The following is a 19,236-nucleotide window of genomic DNA, read 5'->3' as shown; positions in this document are numbered from 1 at the left end:
CCAAGTTATCCAATTGAAATATCCTCATAAATGTATTGAATTCTTGAACTATAGTGTTTTTGTCTTCCTCATATTAGAATTGTTGAACTAATTCCAATCCGTCCAATAAACATCAATAGAATCAGTGTTATTTTTGAATAAATATTAAGGTTGGCTGATAGTCCAGTTGATATTCCGGAGCTACCGAAAGCTGATAAAGTTTCAAAAAATACTAAAACGAAATTAAATTTCTTTTGTGAACCGTCATAATCTTTTCATGATTCATTTGTTAGTCCGTTTGCTGAAGTTGTGACTACTAACATACCAATAAATACTAAAACTAACCCGATTACAAAAACATTAATTGCTTTGATAAGGGTTTCTTTTCCGATCTGACGTCGGAAAGTAACAATATTTTTTCTTCCCCGAATAACACTAAAAATACTCAAAAATAGTATTGCAATAGTGATATTACTTACCCCTCCGGCTGTTGATGAAGGAGCAAACCCAATAAACATTAAAATTCCGTGTAAAACTAAGGTTGGTTGGGTCAAAACATAAAAATCAATAGTTGAAAATCCAGCGCTCCGAGTTGCCATTGTATTGAAGAAAATAGCTAGGCTTTTGTTAGCTGTTGAACCATATTGTTCTTGTTTTCAGAATGCCATGCGACTGGATGCCGTTGTTTCTAAAGCAAAAGTCAAGGCAATAGCAACTACTGAAATGATTAATCATGTTGTGATATTCAGTTTTGTAAATAAAGTGATACGGTAACGCTTTTTGGTGGCTAGTGATTCTAATTTAAGATAGATGTCATAAATAGTAGGAAAACCAACTCCCCCAATAATGAATAAAATTAGTAAAATGATTTGAATTCCGTATCCTGTGTAATAAACTTGTAAAGATTTACCACCTAAAATGTCTAATCCAGCATTATTAACTGCACTGATTGAGTGAAAAACAGCATACCGTAGCGACATTTCGATATTACCCTTAGGGTCGAACTTACCACTTACTATCGGATCAAAACTACTTACTCGATCAAATTTATGATGTGCTTTTCAGTCTTGTACTCAAGCTTTATCATCATAAAAACCATCATTTGAAAAGTAAAAATATAAAAATAAAACAATCGAACTAATGATAATTGTGATAAATAAGGTGGTCACACTAACTTTAACTAGTCTTTTTGTATCACCAATGACGGCCGTTCCTCTTTCAAATTGAGTTAGAGAGACATCATGGTTAGTACTTTTTCATCCAAAGTGTCTTATTACCAAGTTGAAGAAATAAAGCTTCAAGGTAAAAAAACCAAAACCTCCAATTAATATGCCAATTGCAATTATCGCTTGACCTAGGGCATTGAAATGTTCACTAATATTAACAGAACTTAGCCCGGTATCGCTAAATGCACTAGCGGCTAAAAATAAAGCATCACTATAAGAAAAATCTTTTTTTCCCATAGGTTGTCCGTTACTATCAAGATTTCAAGTAATTTTCGAATACAAGAGAAAACTGATAATAAAGGTTATTAATAGGTAAATGAGAAAAATATGTTTGATACTTCCCATTCGCTTAAAGTAGTTAAAGAAATTAAATATCTTTTTGACTACTTTACCTTTGCTGGCTATTTTTTTCATATTGAAAATTTTACTACAAATATCCGAAACTTAGTCTTTTAGTTTATTTACATAGTAAATAAAAAAATATTTTTTAGGTCTTTTCAAGGCAAAAAAAGGCAAAAAAAGGCTAATTTTTAGCTTCGAAACGTATTTTTTAACAAATTATCAGGATTGATAAGCATCAATTATTTATTAATAAATAATTTGAAAGAGGATTTGTGTTTTTTGCCAATTAGGAACAAAAAAATTTTAAGTAAGTATACCAAAAATAAGGATTAAAGGCTTTAAAAAATCTGTTTTTGGACTTTTAAGAAACTAAAATTGTGCTAAATTGCTTAACACAAATTAAAATATTTATAATAGTTAACGTAAAAATTGCAATATTTTGCAAAAAACAGAGGTAAAAATGAAAAAAAATAAGTCAAAAATTGTTGAAATTTGCATCATCGGAATGGGTCGTTATGGACAAAGTGTTGTCCAAAATTTAATTAAAACTTATGATAATAAATTACACCTAACCTTAATTGACGAAAGTGAAAAGAATTTAATTCCTTTCCGGGATGAAGTAAATAAAGTTTTTGTGGCAGATGCGGCCGATCCTAAAGCGCTAATGGCAATGGCAATTAACGACATTGAAACCGTTGTTGTTGCAACTGGAGATAACATTGAAATTGTGGCAGCGTTACAAGAAATTGGAATTAAAAACATCATTGCCAGAGCAAATTCAGTACGTCACTCACGGGTATTAAAGCAAATCGGAGTAAATGTCATTATTAGTCCTGAAGAAGAAGCAGGAATTAAAACTGCTTTAATTGTTGCCAACCAATCGCTAATTTCATACTCGCAAGACTTAGAAGACGCTGGGGATGGCTTTGTGTTTGGTTCAGCCTACATTAAGAACCCAAAACTAGCTAAAAAAACCATTCGTGAACTAGATGTTCGTAGCAAAAATGCATCAATTGTGTTAATAAAACGTGGACTTTCAAGCTTTTTACCTGAAGGGGACTTCGTCATCGAAGAAGGAGATTTAGTTACTGTAATTGCAAAATTGGAAGACATTATCAATATCATTGACTGATTTTCAGAAGTGAAGAGCTAAGAGTGAACCGACTGCTTGTCGGTTTTTCTTTAATATTTTGGTAAAATATTACATAATACGTCAAATTGTAAAAAATGATTGATTTTAAAACGAGGAGCAATATGAAAGATTACAAAGATACGTTGTTAATGCCTGAGACTGATTTCCCAATGAAAGCAGACTTGGCTAACAAAGAAAAAAGTTACCGTTTACAATGAGAACAAGATAAGTTGTATCGTCAAATTTTAGCTAAAAATAAGAGCTTGCCAAGTTTCGTGTTACATGATGGACCACCTTATGCAAATGGCCACATTCACACCGGACACGCAATGAATAAAGTGCTTAAAGACATCATTGTTCGTCAAAAAAATATGGCCGGATTTTATTCTCCTTTTGTTGCTGGTTGAGATACTCACGGTTTACCAATTGAACACAAAATGCTTTCTGAAGCTAAGAAAAATAAAAATGATTTCAGTGTTGTAGAACTAAGAAAAGCTTGTGCCGAATATGCACTAAGCCAAATTGAATTACAAAAAGAAGAATTCAAACAATTATCACTGCTTACAGATTTTGAAACCATTTATAAAACCTTAGATAAAAAAATGGAAGCGGATCAATTGCGTTTATTACAAAAAATGATTAATCGCGGATTAATTTACAAAGATTTAAAGCCAGTTTACTGATCGCCTTCGAGTCAAAGTGCTTTAGCTGAAGCAGAAGTTGAATATGCTGACCATATCTCTCCATCAATGTATGTTGCTTTCAAAATTGTTGAAGGAAATGAAGTCTTAGCCAAAGACGATAACGTTGTAATTTGAACAACTACTCCTTGAACTCTAATTGCCAATAGTGGGGTAGCAGTAAGTAAAGAATTCGATTATGTTAAGGTTAGTGCTAATAATCAAAATTACATTGTTGCAAAAGAGTTGCTTGAGTCTTTAGTCGAAATTTTTAAGTGAGAAAATTATCAAGTTTTAGACACATTTAAAGGACAAAAACTTTTAGATGCTAAGTACCTTTCGCCAGTGAATGACTTAGTTTGTCCAATTGTTGAAGGTCACCACGTAACATTGGACGGTGGGACAGGTTTAGTGCATATGGCTCCACTTTTTGGTGAAGATGACTTTTTAATTGGGAAAAAGAACAATTTAGCAATGATTATGCATGTTGAAGACGATGGTTCGTTAAATAATAAAGCAGGTCAATTTGCTAACTTATTCTATGATGATGCTAATCCAAAAGTGGGAGCACTTCTAACAGAAAAAGGTTTACTACTTGCGTTCAAGAAAATTAAACACTCATACCCACACGATTGAAGAACACACTTGCCAATAATGTACCGTGCAACACCACAATGATTCGTATCTTTAAAACCAATCAAAAAAGAAATAATGGATGCTATTCAAAATGTCCAAACTTTCAATGATTGAAGCAAAAAAAGATTGTCACTAATGCTAGAAGCAAGAGAAAGTTGAACTATTTCAAGACAAAGATCTTGAGGAGTCCCAATTACTGTTTTCTATGACAAAAATAAAGAACCAGTATTCAACGATGAAATTATGGATCACATTATTGCGTTGGTTGAAAAACATGGAACAGATATTTGATATGAACTAAGTGCGGATGAATTATTACCAGAAAAATTCCGTAATTTAGGCTACACCAAAGAAAATGACATTATGGACGTTTGATTTGACTCAGGTTCAACTTCAATTGGTCTGGATGTAGAAGGGATTAAGGCACCTTTTGATTTATATCTTGAAGGTAGCGACCAATATCGTGGATGATTTAACTCTAGTCTAATCAACTCAATTGCTTGAAGAGATACAGCACCTTATAAACAATTAGTATCACATGGTTTCTTACTAGATGGTAAGGGTGAGAAAATGTCAAAATCAAAGGGAAATATCATCAAACCTTTGGACATCGTTTCAAAATACGGAGCAGACATTTTAAGACTTTGAGTTGCAAATAGTGAATACACTTCTGATATTTCAATTAATGACAAAATTCTTGACCAAAATGTTGAAATTTACCGTAAATTAAGAAATACATTTAAGTTTATGTTGGGAGCAATTAGTGATTATGAGTTCCACGAAACTAAACTTGAATCAATCCATGTTTTAATCGATGAAAGAAGAAAAAACCTTGAGGCTAAAATTGTTGAAAATTACGAAAATTATCGCTTCATTAACGTAATCAAGGATATCAACAATTTCGTTATTGATCTAAGTTCTTACTATATTTCAATTTCGAAAGATAGTTTATATGCAGATGCTAAAAATAATGCAAATCGTTTACAAATTCAATACAACTTCTACAAAATCATTGAAACATTAATTACTGCCTTGGCGCCAATATTGCCAACTACAACCGAAGAAATTTATAAATATTTCAAACACCAAAATAAAAAATCTTCAGTTCACTTGCTTGACTTTTTCAAAGCTAAATCACTTGATTTTACAATCGAAAATCAATGAAAAGAATTCTTTGAACTAAAGGATGAAGTTTACAGACTAATTGAAAATGCTATTAAAAACCAAGAATTCAAGAGAGTGAATGAAGCTTACGTAACAATTAAAACTGACAGTGAATTTATCAAGTCTTTAGATTTAGTTTCTCTATTGATGGTAGCTAAAGTAGATTTTGCTAACGAAACAAAAGTACAACCATTAAAAGATAGTATCAAGTGTCAGAGATGTTGAAACCATTTTGAATCTAGTGAAATCAAAGATGATTTATGTTCAAGATGTGAGGAGGTCATCAATGCTTAATAATGCTAAAAAATGACTAAAAAAGGCAGCTCATGATATTGCTGCTCACTACAAAAAAATCACTTTTTACACATTTCTTGTAAACACAACTATCTTTTTTGCTGTTTTTGGATTAATGCTGGTTATTGACTTAGCAACTAAATATTCAATCTATAATAAAAACGATGCCACCTTGGCAGTTGACTATGGAAGATTATGAGGCCTAAGACATGTTCTTAATCCTGGAACAACCTTCTTTGGTTCTTCACTTTCATATGGATTTTTACATTTTTTGAGTATCGTAATAGTTTTATTAAGTTATGGTATTACGGTATCAATAACAAACAAAAGAAATTTAGCGATTATTATTGGACTAGCAAGTATTAGTGCTGGTGCAGTAGGAAATATGGCTGACAGAATTAACTACGATGGAGTAAGAGATATCTTTATCGTTCCTTGAGCTAGTCACGGAGTATTCAACTGAGCAGACTTAAGCTTAGTGTGTGGAGCAATTTTCACATCATTATACGTTGTTATTTCAAACATTGTTTTTTGAGTTTTAGACTCTAAAAAGCACCAAAATCAAAACCAATCAGCACACACTAGTGCACAACATCAACAATTAAAATAATCATAAGGAGACAATATGTTAAATGTTAATGAATTTAAACCAGGAATCACATTTGAATTAGATGGTGATATTTATGTTGTTTTAGAATCACAACACTCAAAACAAGGGCGTGGACAAGCAACAGTTAAAGCAAAAGTTAAAAATCTACGTAGCGGTTCAACTACAATCAAATCATTCACCGGTGGAGATAAAGTTAAGCCTGCTAGAATTGAAAAATCTTCAATGGACTATCTATACAGCGATGGAGAAAACATTATTTTGATGGATCAAGAAACTTTCGAGCAAATTGAAATTCCAGTTGCTAAAGTTGAGTGAGAAATGAATTTCTTGAAACCTTCACTAAAAGTTTTAGTACGTAAATATGAAACAGAAGTCTTAGACATTGAATTGCCAGCTAACGTTGAATTGCAAGTTATCTCAGCACCTGAAGCTGTTAAAGGAAACACAGCAAATAACCCACAAAAGAAAGTTATTGTTGAAACTAACTTCGAAGTTGAAACTCCAATGTTCATTAAAGAAGGAGAAACAATTTTAGTATCAACTGAATCAGGTAAATATGTTGGAAGAGCAAACAAATAAAATGAAAGAATGAATTAATGTTAATTCAGGCATGAATGTAACTTATTCAGTTCACATCGATGTACTAAAAAAAGCCATTTGTGAGCAAAAACGTGCAAATATTAACATTCTAGATGATTTTCAAATTAGTATTGATAACAACAAAAATAATGTTTCTTACAAAATTAAATACAAAGTAAAGAAAAATGCTGATTTTGTTTTCGAAACTAAGAATCTAATCTTTTTTGTTGAACAAAAAACATTCAGCTTAATCAATGTTAAACCTATTAATGTTAATTTAGAATATTGCGGAACATATTAATTAAACACAAACCCCAGCCAGATGTTAGGCTAGGGTTTTTTTAATTTTCTGTGCAAAAAATAAAGCTATGTTATGTACTGTTATAATTAATTTTTCTTTTTCTGTTTCATCTAAATTCTTATCATATCACTGCAAAAATTCAAAGTCATATGATCAATCGTTAACATCATTTAAATTAAAATGTTCTAACAACAAGTAAGCTATCATTTCTAAGTTTAAATTGTAACTGGCAATCGATTTATTAGAATTGTTTAGATCAAATAGAAGCTTTAACACATTGTAAAATTGCTGTTTAAATTTTTGATTGTCACTAAAATCGAATTCCGCGTAGCAATTTAGCTCTTTAGCAATTTGGATAATAATCTTTTTGAAAGTATCAAAATTGACGTTTTTAGTTTTATTTTCAAAAGGTTTGTTTAATTGATTTTCATCAAAAACAGGTACAAGCGTATACATTTTCTTTTTTAACAGAAATAGTTCGCCATTTTGATACTTCTTGATCTGATCTGAATTAGCCCTTTTAAATTCAACTAAACTTACATCATTATTTTCTTTATCAATCAAAAATGAAACATTCTTAAGCATTACTATGTAGGAAGCTTTTTGTCCTTTTTTAACATAGTAGCCACGTTTTTTTCAACCTTCAAAATCATCATGAACTAAACCTTTGCTTTGATATTTTTCAAGCAGTCAAATATTAATTAAATCGTAAGGTAATAAGTGTGAAAGATATTTTAAAGATGCTATCAAGTTTTGTTTTGAGCTAAAAAAATGATTATTTTTCTTTTTAGCATAATCAATAGCGTCACTAACTTCTTTGCTAACTTGGTAATTTGCAAAATTAGATGTTGTAATGGACTGGAAATACATAATTTTCCTTGGCAGCTTCGTTAGTTCACTTATATGTTACATCTTTTGTTTTAATTTCTCCGCTTTGTGATGTTGCCATTTTACCTATACCAATCAGTGAAGATATTAAGTTTATTCCAAGCGGTATCAGTGTAGTAAGAACTGTTATCAAGCTTCCAACTTGAATTTTTGCTGCATTTGTGTCACTTATTTCTTTGAAATTATTCATTAATGGTATGGTCCTTTTGGTCTTCCTCTAACTTTTGGTGGATTTTGCATTGTACTTAGTCTAAGACTACTTAAAAATGAAAAATCATTTGAAATATGTCTATTAATGCCATCGATTAATTGATTAGCAGTGGTAATGCCATATCCTTTTGATAAACTTGATTTATTTGCTTTAATATTTTGTGCTAGTGTTTTTATTTTGTCATCCATAGCGTTTACTTCATAGTAAGAAGTGTTGTAATATTTTCTCAATGCATCACTAAAATCGCCATCCAATTTTATGAAAATACTTTCATTGCCGTCAAATTGATTCAATGTGTATATTTCGTATGCTCTAGCATTAATTCCACTAAATGAGTTAGAACTTAAATTGTTGTGGAAGCCAATATATCTATTGATATCGTTTAAATATAATTTTCATGTTTGAAATTTAGCATCTATTATTGCCTTAGCTCACTTGCTTTGGGCACGAAGCAATAAACTTTCTACTGACTGAATTTTAGTTTTTAATTCAGCAATACTTGTGGCAAGTTGTTCTTTTTCCTTAATTAATGATTGAACTTGTTTTGTTAATTCTGTTTCTTTGTTGGTTAAAAGTTGAATTTTTTGATTTTGTGTCTCTATAAGTGCTTTCTTGTTTTCTATTTCACTTAAAGCGAGTTTTAAGTCATCATTTGATTTGTTAAATTTAGCAGTCATTTCTGAAAGTTGTTTTTTGTATTTTACTAAATCACCATTTTCAACTCTTAACTTACTTATGTCGTCTTTTAAATTTCGGATTATTAATTCATTTTGACTTATTGTACGTTCTTTAGATTTTACATCTTGTTTTAAGCCAATAATTTCAGATCTTGCAACAGATAAGTCCCGGCTTATTTTGTTTAAGTTACCTTGTGATGTAGTAAGCAAGTTTTGGTTATTAGTTATAGTTTGTTGAAGAAATCCGATTTTTTGATTAAGTTTTGCTGCTTCGTCTCTTAATTCCAAGATAGTCTGACGATGTTTAAAATAAACATCAACAACGTTTCAATTCAAAAGATTGTAAGATTTTAATCATGACTCAAAATTCAACATCATAGTCTCGGATTTCGTTATCATTTTTTCCTTTTGAATGAATTTATTTTCATTTATCATGGCTTGCACGTCACTTTTGAATGTTTTTAAAAATGCTATAAATGTTTCAGTATTACCATAAAAGTCTTTAAGTTTTTCAAAACTTGAGCCTTTGAAAATTTCTTTAGCAGATGCGAACGTGGTTTCAACATTTATTAGCATTTTCTCAATTATTGCCTTAATTACTAAAACATATGCTTTTGCGTTTTCTGTGTATTTTGAATTGTCTGCTTTAAGTTGAGTAATTAAAATATTGAGCTTCGTTGTTTCTGATTCATGCAACTCATTTATCTTCTTAATTGCTTCTTCATTTTCTTTTTGTAAAGCTATCAAATTATTGTTTAAACCAAAATTAGCGTTGTTTAATTCGTCTATTTTCGTATTCAAAGCTCCTAACATACTTTTATACTTATCTTCAGTTTGTTTTTTGTCTTCAATAGCTGAAGCTATTTTTTCGGTCAAAATGCTTTTTTCATTATTTAAAGATTCCACTTGTTTGTTCAGTGATGAAATGTTCTTTTTATTGCGTTCATTTTCGTTTGTAATAACATCAATACGCGACTCATAGATTTGTCTTTCTCTATCACGTTGTTCATTTAAGGTATTGTTTCTTGCTTGTAATTCATTTTTTTCAGCCGCATATTTAGCATTCAAACCATTTAAAACATTTTGTAATCTAAGTATTTCTTCATCTGAAACTTGTTTATTAGTTATAAGCTTAGCATTGTACTCAGCAAGATTTTGATTGTATTTTTCAGTAAGTAGAACATAATCTTTTTTGTATTGTTCCAATTGATTTACTAATTGACTTATCTGTTTATCGGACATTAATTTAGCTTCTGTTGCAGATTTAGTTAAGTCATTTTTAACGTTTTCTATTTCTTGTTGATATTTTTGAACTTCACTTTTGCTTTTTGACAAAGCAACTAATAAGTTTTGCTTTTGTGTTTTTAAATCTTCTAGCGATGAATTTTGTGTTGAAATTTTGCTGTTCGATTCAAGCAACGTTTTGTTTATTTGTAAATTTTCTAATTCTAATTTCTTTACTAATTGTGTCAAAGATTGTAATTTTTCACTAAGAGCAATTTTTTGATTTTCGTCAGAAGAAGCATTTTGCTTGAATGATTCTATTTGTTCTAAAAGTGCATTGTTATGATTTTGTTTTTCAATTAAAAGCTTATTTAAGTCATTTAATTCAGTTCTTAAATCCGTTATTTTTTCATTGCTTTTGCGCAACGTTGACTTTTTTTGTACTTGTGTAATAGCACTAATTGTAAATGTTGTTACACTTGCACATGCCATTAAGCCTAAGGCGATAAATGCAAATATTTTTTTGCGATCTTTGGGATTTGTTCTTGTGTTTTTGTAAATATTTGCAGCACTCTGCATTTTCCTCCTTTCACTTATTAAAGTAAAAAATGAAACCAATTTTAAAAATAAAAAACACTCCAAGTAATTTTGGAGTGTCACGTTGAAGTATTATTGAATTTGGGTTTTGAATTTAATTAATCCAGCATTATATAAAATTGATTTTTTAGTAGGATCGTCAGTAACGTGTGTGTTTTTAGGATTGTCAGGATCTGATCACACTAATTTTCCACTCATATCGTTTTTGAAAACTTTGAATGAATTATATTTTCCAGCAGCATCTTGTGTTGTTAAAACATGATCTGCATTTTCCCTTATGTCGATATATGTATCTTTTTTAGCATCATCATAGTTTCAAGATTTTGATGTTCCTAATCCCATTTGTTGCATAACATCACCTCTAGAGAAAAGAATTGCTGCATTGACTGGTGATATTGTGTGTATGGTTTTTTCACTAGTTTGTCCTGGGTAAGTAACTTTATGCTCAGTAAACATTGGTGCGTAAAATTTGCCTGTCGATCATACTGTAAAATTCTTATAGAATGTTTGATTTTCCATTCAACTATTTCAAATGTAGATTTTTTTATCTTCTTCATTGTATTCAAAATTGAATTTGTAGTAATAAACTGTAACCGTTGGTGAATTATATTCCTTAACGTATGAGTAAGCGCTAGTTTCATCACTAGGAACGAATGCTTTGCCTAGTCCAACTAGATCATTGAATTCTGAGTCAGCTTCTGTATTTCTATAAGGAGCCGATATAAACTCTCCTGGAATCGCTTGAATTACAGTTAATTCTCTTTTATTGATATTCATTTGCATAATTTGGAATTGATGCTCTAAATCTAGATATGTAGCACTGTGCCCATTATTTTGATAATTAATAAATCTAGGATTTGTGAACTTGATGTCAAACTTACTTTGATTATTGTCATAAGACGCGTCTTGTCAAATAGCATTATTTTCTTTATCAACGAAAACTTTTGTTAGTGCCTGGCTGTTAGTTGAATTTTTAATTGCTCATGCAATGTCTTCAGAAATCTTTTGCTCATATTGATCTTTGGTTAAGTTTTTGTCTCAACTTGAAGTTGCCACATCAAAGAAAGGTGTTTTTGAATCATAACCAAATTTATTATTGCTTTCAGTAAAAGGCTTGTCTTCATCAGTACCAGCATAACCACCTGCAGCCACGAAGCTGACAGAAGCATCACCAAATTTGTTTTGTGCTGGAAACTCAGAAGCCTCTTCGGAAGTTCAAAATCTTGTGCTGTCGTTTTTTATCAATGATTCCATCGATCTTTGATCATATCAATTTCACGTTCTTATACTTAACACTGGATCTACTTTCATATAGTCCGGTAAGTAGCTTGGGGTATATTCATATTTAAGTCTAAATGATATATTTCGAGAATTTGATGCGTTAGGTATTTTGTATCAAGAACCATCATCTTGTTTTACAATTTTAACTCTTACATTTTTTAAATTAAAATCAGATGGATCACTTGACTTGTCTTTTTTAGTAAATGCAAATAAATTAAATAGTGAAAGGATTTCATCATTTTCGGTGATGTCAATTTCTGTATCACCTGGTTTTGAATATTTCATCAGTGCTTGATAGAATTGTTCTCTTGTAGCAGTATTTGAAGCACTTATGGCTAAATATCTTCGACCATAGGTGTAGTCGTATTTCATTAATTTTGACATTAATGAAGCAAAGTAACTATTAAGTCGTCCATCGCTTGGATCTTGCTCATTAACTGTTCTCATCATTGTAGATAGCTGCGCTAATTTTGAAATGTCAGTTATAAATCACAATTGTTTTGAGTTATAGAATTCATTAGTTCCAGGAATTTTAGAACTTACTCAGAAGAGATTTACCAAATCACGTCATGTTCTTGTTACATGTATTAAGTCCAAATAATTGCTATATATGCTATTAATGGAAGATTTGATACTTTCTATGTTAGCGTCATTACTATTAATGTCTTTTGTTGCGTAAATATCAGCCATTGCTTCTTTTAGTAAAGAATAATTTCTAATTTCTTCATATTTCGCACTATATTCTTTTAACAGAGTTTCTCAAAAATCATAAAAATCATTCAATGTTGAATTTGTGTTTAGCATAAGTTTTGCTAGGGTTGTGGCACTTGCATAACCACTTAGAAGTTTATCTTGCTTTAGCAAATTTGCATATTCTTGCATTGCAGGATGAATTTTTTCAACTCAAATTCTTCGTGATTCATTGAAGCCTAAAAATTTGTAAACGTCTAAATTTGGATTTTCAATATTAATCATCTTGTAAGGTTCAATTGCATAAAGCATTTCATAAGAAGCATACTCACCTAAGAAAGTAGTTTCAAATCTAAAGAATAAGCCTTGTTCAAGAGGGCTATCCGCAGTATTATCAAATAACATACTGAAAAATTCTTTTGCTTTAGACACTAAGGCATTAATTTTAGATTGAACTGCACTAATTTTTTGTTCCACAGTATCGACAAAATCACTTTCAAAAGATTTTGTTGCATCAACTGAAGCATACCCAAATACATTGAATAAACTTGCATCGCTGATGTTTTGTAAATCAGTGAGTGTGCTTACTATTTCATCGTATGCATCTTGCACACCTTCATAGTCTCTTGTTTTCGAACTACTGAACGCATCTTTGTATGCTTGAAGAAGTTTAATTTTTTCAAACATTCTGCTTTGTTCGTAATTGAAAACATCATTCATGAATTCAGTTAATTTTCTAATTCCATAGTCAAGAATTTCAGTAGTTATGAAAGAATGGTCATGGATATTTGTTGATTTAGCTTTATTAAGTCTATCTAAAACTTCATATGTAAATCCGTCAGGAATGGTTACATTTCATGTTGTTGAATCATTATTTTTAGCTTTTACATAGTCGTAAAGAGCTTGACAAGTTTCTTTTAATTTGTCAGCATCATGCGAAATATTAATTGCTACTTCATTGCTTTTATCTAAAACATCACTTTTAGCCTGTTTTACTGCTTCTAGCGATAAATCACTACTGTGGAAAGTTGCACTGGCTTGCGCAACTGTTTGTTTTAGTGCTTCAATGCTTTGTTTTGTTTGCTTGCTACGAATGTATTCTTGATTTTGTCTTGTTGGTTCAAAATCAAGGAAATTTTGCGCATCAATTAAAGCCTCATCTAATTCAAATAAGGCATTTTTTAAATCAACTACAGCATTATTTTTTGCTTCGTAATCACTTTGTGCATGTTCAAAATCTTCTTCACTAGCATCGAGAGAAATATTTTTAGCTTCTAGTCATTGCGATGTTAATTTTTCCACTAATTTTGTGTTCAAGTTTTTATCTGATAATTGTTCATTACCATTAACCTTTTTGATACTTTTTACATAACTTGGTAAAAATGAGTTAGCAACTTTTTGGTATCAAGCCAATTTTTTAGTATACTCTTGTGCTTTTGCTACATCATTAGTGTTGTATAGATTTTTAGCACTAGCAATTAAGTTTGTAAATTCATCATAGAATGGTTTGATGTTTTCATTGTCATTATTAAATGCATATTTAGTTGATGAACCATCATTTTCAATTGATTTAATTACTGTTGCTAGTTGTTTTAAGGTGTCGAAAGAATCTTTAATTACTTGTAGTTGTTGATTAATAGCTTCAGAATTACTTTGACTGAATAATACACTATCATCTGTTGAAGATACATTCAGTGCCATCAATGTTTTCACACGTTTGGCAATCGTTTGACTGAATTCAGGAAGTGAATTTGCTAAGTCATTTGACTCAGCTTTTTCTAAAATTTCTTTGGCTAAATTGTAATTTGCAAGCCTGTGATCGTGAAGTTGTTTGATTTCATTTTCTTTTTGAGATGCTGCTATGTTTTTAGCCGAAATTTTAGCATTATCTTGGTCGTCTTGATATCTTTGTTCTGGTTGTGGACTGTTAGTTCACAATGTATCGATTAATGCTTCAATATCGATGTTGTAAACTTCATTTTTATCAGTTTGTTCACCTTTTCATTGATTAATTTGTTGTGATATGGCTTTTAATGTGTTTAGCAAGGTTATTGTTGCGCTAACTCTTGCTTTTAGTTGAGGTAAAATGGCTGAGTTTTGGCTTCCGTCTTCGTTTAATGAATCTGCTTGAATGTTATCCAAAAATTGATTGATTCTTGCTTTTTGATATTTGTCTTCTAGACCTTTATATGTATAGAATTCAATACCTTCTTGAGTTTTATCACCATTTAGGATAAGTTTTGCTTGTTTAATTAAGTCTTGAAGTTCAGTCGAATCTTTCAATTCTTTTACTGCTTTAGTAAGCTCATCTTTTAGTTTTGATAGAGTAGTTGTGTCCAAATTCTGTGGCACATAATTTTCTTGAGCTTTCTTAATTAAATCTTTAACTTTATCTTTTAGACGATTAATGTGTGAATTGTCAGTATCAGTTGTTGCATTCAGTGCGTCTTGGGCATTTTTTACTTCTTTAGCAAGTTTAACTACGTTATCTTTATTTGCTTTTAAGTCATTGATAAAATCTTTAATTTTTTGAATTTCTTCATCAGATGTTGCACCATTGTTTTTGTTAACTAACTCATCTAATTGTTGGTTAATTTTAGTTTGTGCTTCACTATCAACATCGCTTGCGTTTTCAGCTAAAGTATTTTGAAGTACTTGTCTTAAACCATTTTCTTGATTATCTATTGCATCTTTGTTTTCATCTTTGTTACTTTGTTGATCTTTTAGCGAATCATAAACTTGTTGCAGTTGTGAATTTTTTGCTTCTGTATCATCATAGTCTTTTTCAATGCTTGGTTGTGAATTTTGCAATGCTTTTGATAATGTTTGAATTGCATTTTGAAGATTTTGTTTTTGTTGACTATCTTCAGTAGCTAATCAGTCTTTTAGTTGTTTTGCGACTTTTTTCTGAGTATTAATTAAATCTAAATACTTATCAATTTGGCCATTAATTTTATCAAAATCTTCTTGATTTAAATCGTCTTGGCTTAGTCTATTTTTTAAGTCTTCAGCAAATGATTGAATGCCTTTTTTGACACTGTTAATTGCATCTAAAGCTGGATTTTCGACATTAGTTGTGTCGAACTCATCTAGATTTGTTAACTTAGCTAATTTATTTAATTTGTTGTTTAGCTTATCTTTAGCAAACGCCTTTTGCATTTTATCTTTAAAACTATTTAGCGAATCTAAAGTAATCTGTGGATCAGTTTTTTGTTGTTCATAATCAGCTTTAGTTGTTTCATACAATGGGAATGAATCATTTTCATTACCGCTTACTTGTTTCAATGCTTCAATTGCTTTATCTGTCTTATTAACAACGTTTGCGTCAATATCATTGATTAGATTTTGCAACTGTGTATCAATTGCTTCTTTTTTAGCTTTTAGTTCAGTAATTTTTGCATCTAATTCAGCTTTTTTGTTGGCTAGTTGTTCACTAGTTAAATTATTAGATTCCAAGTATGAACTATATTCTGCTTCTAATTGTTTGATTTCGTTTGACAAATCATGATAAATTGCTTTTTGTTGGTCATTTTGGTTGCCTAAAATAGCCTTCAAATCATCGATTGAAGATAGTAATTCAACTTTAGCTTTTGCTTCTGCTAATTTTTTATCAATTTCTGCTTTTTTATTTTGTGAATTTTCGACAGTATCATCATAAGCAAACATATTATCTGCTACTTGTTCACTTAATTTGTCAATAATTTCTTGATATTTTGTTTCTTTATTATGTTGCAAAATTCAGTTTTGTGCTTCAACTAGTGAATCATTTAGAGATTTTATTGCTTCAAATTTTTGCAGTGCATCTTTTAATTTTTCATCTGAATTGCTATTCATTAAACTTTCAAATCAGCCATCAGTGATTTTTGATTTTTCATTTTTATACTTAATTGCAACACCCGCAACATAGTCTGAAGGTTTTGTGTCTTTGATTTGAGCATTAACTTTGGCAATTTTATCTTTTAAAAGACTGTTTTTTGTGTCCTGTAGACGTTCTTTTAGTGAGTCTAGCAAGTTTTGAAGATTTTCAAGATTGATGTTTTCGTCGGTATTGACGTTATTAATTAAGTCATTGATTTTTTGTTTTAGTTTATCATTTTCTTCTTTTGCTTTATTTACATATTGTCCGGCATCTGAATCGTTAGATACTTCATTTTCAGCATCATTTAATGATTGAGTCCCTTTTTCTAAATTACGAATCAAAGGTAAGGCTTGCTATAAATTATCAATGTTTTTATTAATTGCATCAACATCATCTTGTGAAAGTGATTGATTTTGAATTTTGCTGCTTAAATCATTTAATTTTTGACTTAATTTTTGATAACTTGTCAACTTTTTATCTTCTTCATCTTGATAAAGGTTGTCTAATTCTTTTTTAGCATCTTCAGCTTTTGAAGATAAGTTAGAATCGATTTTTGTACTTTGTAATTGATTGAAGGCTTGACTTAATTTGTCGCTTACATCTTTGATTGCTGAAGAATCAACATTGTCATCTTTAAATAAATTATGTGAACTATTTTGAAGACTTCTAATAGCAATAATTTGTTTTTCAAGTTTTTCGTTTCCAATTGTATCTTTGAAAATTTCTTGAATGTAGTCATTGATTTTTTCATTGATTGCATCTAAATTATTTAGAGCATCAATATTTTTTGCATATGAAGCTATTTTTTCATTTAAAGCATCCAAATTTTTAGCTGTTGTTTCAGTTGGTTCACCATTTCAGGCATCATTAGTTAAACTATCTAATTGAGATTGATAATCATTTAGAAGTTGTAATTGCTCTTGGATGTCTTGTGAGCTTTTTCAAATTAAATCATTTTTACGATTATAAGTAATGTAAGCATTATCTGTAGTATTAGATAGATATTGTTTAATTTGACTGGCTTTTTTAATTAAAGGTAAACGTGCTAATTCTTTTAAACGACGAATGATTGCGTTTTTGTATGCTTGTGAGCTATTTGTTGTGTCAGAAGTAATGTTTTGTTGTGAGTACTCTTGATCAATGAAATCTTGAATTCTTTTCACAATGTCAGCTGAGTTTGCATCATTGTAAACTGAAGCTAAAAATTTGGCTAGTGTATCGTCCAAAGTCTTTAACATTCCTAGCAATGCTTGACGACATTTTTCTTCTAGGGCAGTACTTAATTTTTTAGCATCAGTAGGTTTTAGTTTATCGCTATTGAGGATTGAATCTAATTGTAGATACATTTCTTGCAATTGAGCGCTGAAAAGTTGTTTATTTTCTTTTGCTAAACCTAGATCAGCATAAGCATTCAAGGCGTTTAGTAGTTGTTCGATGTCATTTTTAGTTTCCTTTGCATAAACTTGTGCACTAACATCGGCTAAAACATTGTTAGCAATTTCATTAATTTGTTTGTCTAAACTTTCAGTTGTTAGATTGCTATTAATCAAATTATTTAAAGCATTTTTGTACTCATGATTTTTATCTAAACTGATTAGGTTTTGTTTTTGACTTTCATCTAAATTTTTAAGAATAGTTGAAATTTTCTTATCTAATAAGTTTAATTGTGAAAGCTGAGCACTATATTTAGCTTTCTCTTCGATAACTTTATCATATTCGGTACTTGCAACGAAGTCTTCATAAGCACTCGAATTTTGCATTTGTTCTACTTGTTTAGTTAAATGCTTAATTTGTTTTTTCTGGATCTCAAGAAATGAGGTTCAGTTATATTTAATTTCTTCAATGTTTTTAGTATTGTCAAAAACTTTTGAAACAGTGTTTTGTAAGTCAATTTTCAATTGCTCAAAATCATCTTTTGAGGTAGATGAATTTAATCGAACATTAAATGAAGAAATTAAATGCTGCAATTGTGAAGCAATTTCCTTATTTGCATCGTTATTTTTCAAATAAGAATTTAATTGATCTAAATAACCATTAATTTCATAAACTAATTGGTCAATAGATTGTTTATCTTTCTTGTAAACATTAACAATTTCTTTAGCATCATTTTTTAAAATATTGATTTCATTGTAGCTAAATGATTTTTGTACCAACTTGGCTTCAATATTATCTATTAAAGAATTGGCTTGGTTTTTAAGCGCTTGACTTGGTAAAGAGTTGATATCACTTTTTAGTGATGCTAAATAGTCACTCTCATTAGATTCAAGTACATCATTTAGTAATTTTTCTTGCTTTTCTACTGAAGTAGTGAATAAATCTTTAAAAGCCGCTAATTTTTCTTGTCTTTGTTGTACCGAAAGCGAGTTTCAGTTTGAGACAAAATTATCGATATCAGTTGAGAATTGCGGATTGTTGGCAAAATAATATGAATAAATACTTTGTTCCTGTATTCTGTTTCTTTGAGTATATAGAAAACTTTGTAGTTCAACAGTCTGATCTTGAGTTAGATTGCTATTAGTATTTTGTTGTAAATCATCGATTACACTAGAAAAGAATGAATTTTGAAAATCATTGATGGCAGTAACTTTTTCTTTGAAATTTTTATTATCATCATTTCAATAATTTTGAGCACTAGTAAGTTTTTGATTTAACTCTTCTTTTACTTCTGGACTGAAATTTCATACATCTTTGTATGTTTGAAATTGATCTTTTGACTGGTCAAAAGTTTTATAAAAGTCATTTTTATTTTTGTCAAAATCTTGCTTTTGTAAAGCTAGTGCAATTGTTGAAGATGAAACCGCTATACCTAGAAGTCCACTTAGTGATAATAATATTTTGCTTGATTTTGTCATGTTTTACCTTTCTT

At 30.1% G+C, this 19,236-nt stretch carries 11 protein-coding genes; 5 read left to right on the top strand and 6 right to left on the bottom strand.

What is annotated here, in order from left to right:
* Positions 1 to 5 precede the first annotated feature (5 nt).
* Positions 6 to 1,442 (bottom strand): potassium transporter TrkG, encoded by a 1,437-nt coding sequence (locus ACWXVV_RS02045; protein ID WP_455984700.1) that lies wholly within the window; start codon positions 1,440 to 1,442, stop codon positions 6 to 8.
* 565 nt (positions 1,443 to 2,007) lie between these two features.
* On the opposite strand from ACWXVV_RS02045, the gene ACWXVV_RS02040 reads away from it, so the two are divergent.
* The 5 genes from ACWXVV_RS02040 (at position 2,008) to ACWXVV_RS02020 (ending at position 6,943) form a co-directional block, all read left to right on the top strand.
* Positions 2,008 to 2,700, top strand: coding sequence for an NAD-binding protein (locus ACWXVV_RS02040; RefSeq protein WP_438341766.1), 693 nt, complete (start codon positions 2,008 to 2,010; stop codon positions 2,698 to 2,700).
* 101 nt (positions 2,701 to 2,801) lie between these two features.
* Positions 2,802 to 5,453 (top strand): isoleucine--tRNA ligase, encoded by a 2,652-nt coding sequence (gene ileS, locus ACWXVV_RS02035; RefSeq protein WP_438341767.1) that lies wholly within the window; start codon positions 2,802 to 2,804, stop codon positions 5,451 to 5,453.
* Positions 5,446 to 6,063, top strand: a complete 618-nt coding sequence (locus ACWXVV_RS02030; RefSeq protein WP_438341768.1) for a signal peptidase II — start codon at positions 5,446 to 5,448, stop codon at positions 6,061 to 6,063. Before ileS ends, ACWXVV_RS02030 begins: the two co-directional genes overlap by 8 nt.
* 15 nt (positions 6,064 to 6,078) lie before the next feature.
* Positions 6,079 to 6,642, top strand: coding sequence for an elongation factor P (gene efp / locus ACWXVV_RS02025; protein WP_438341769.1), 564 nt, complete (start codon positions 6,079 to 6,081; stop codon positions 6,640 to 6,642).
* A gap of 1 nt (position 6,643) precedes the next feature.
* A complete protein-coding gene (locus ACWXVV_RS02020) occupies positions 6,644 to 6,943 on the top strand; it encodes an MMB_0454 family protein (RefSeq protein ID WP_455984702.1) in 300 nt (99 codons plus the stop codon).
* 24 nt (positions 6,944 to 6,967) lie between these two features.
* Here ACWXVV_RS02020 and ACWXVV_RS02015 read toward each other — a convergent pair whose 3' ends face one another.
* The 5 genes from ACWXVV_RS02015 to ACWXVV_RS01995 form a co-directional block, all read right to left on the bottom strand.
* Positions 6,968 to 7,813, bottom strand: coding sequence for a hypothetical protein (locus tag ACWXVV_RS02015; protein WP_455984703.1), 846 nt, complete (start codon positions 7,811 to 7,813; stop codon positions 6,968 to 6,970).
* Positions 7,785 to 8,021 (bottom strand): hypothetical protein, encoded by a 237-nt coding sequence (locus ACWXVV_RS02010; RefSeq protein WP_438341772.1) that lies wholly within the window; start codon positions 8,019 to 8,021, stop codon positions 7,785 to 7,787. Before ACWXVV_RS02010 ends, ACWXVV_RS02015 begins: the two co-directional genes overlap by 29 nt.
* Complete coding sequence (locus ACWXVV_RS02005) at positions 8,021 to 10,522, bottom strand: hypothetical protein (RefSeq protein ID WP_455967873.1); 2,502 nt, start codon at positions 10,520 to 10,522, stop codon at positions 8,021 to 8,023. Before ACWXVV_RS02005 ends, ACWXVV_RS02010 begins: the two co-directional genes overlap by 1 nt.
* A gap of 90 nt (positions 10,523 to 10,612) precedes the next feature.
* Entirely contained in the window at positions 10,613 to 16,711 is a 6,099-nt protein-coding gene (locus ACWXVV_RS02000; protein ID WP_455984704.1) for a hypothetical protein, read from the bottom strand.
* A 12-nt stretch (positions 16,712 to 16,723) separates the two neighbouring features.
* Entirely contained in the window at positions 16,724 to 19,222 is a 2,499-nt protein-coding gene (locus ACWXVV_RS01995) for a hypothetical protein (RefSeq protein WP_455984705.1), read from the bottom strand.
* Positions 19,223 to 19,236: the final 14 nt, after the last annotated feature.

The sequence above is a fragment of the Mycoplasma sp. 3392 genome, assembly GCF_053851755.1.
Note: the sequence above shows the minus strand (reverse complement) of the source record. Positions and strands in the feature narration are given on the sequence as shown.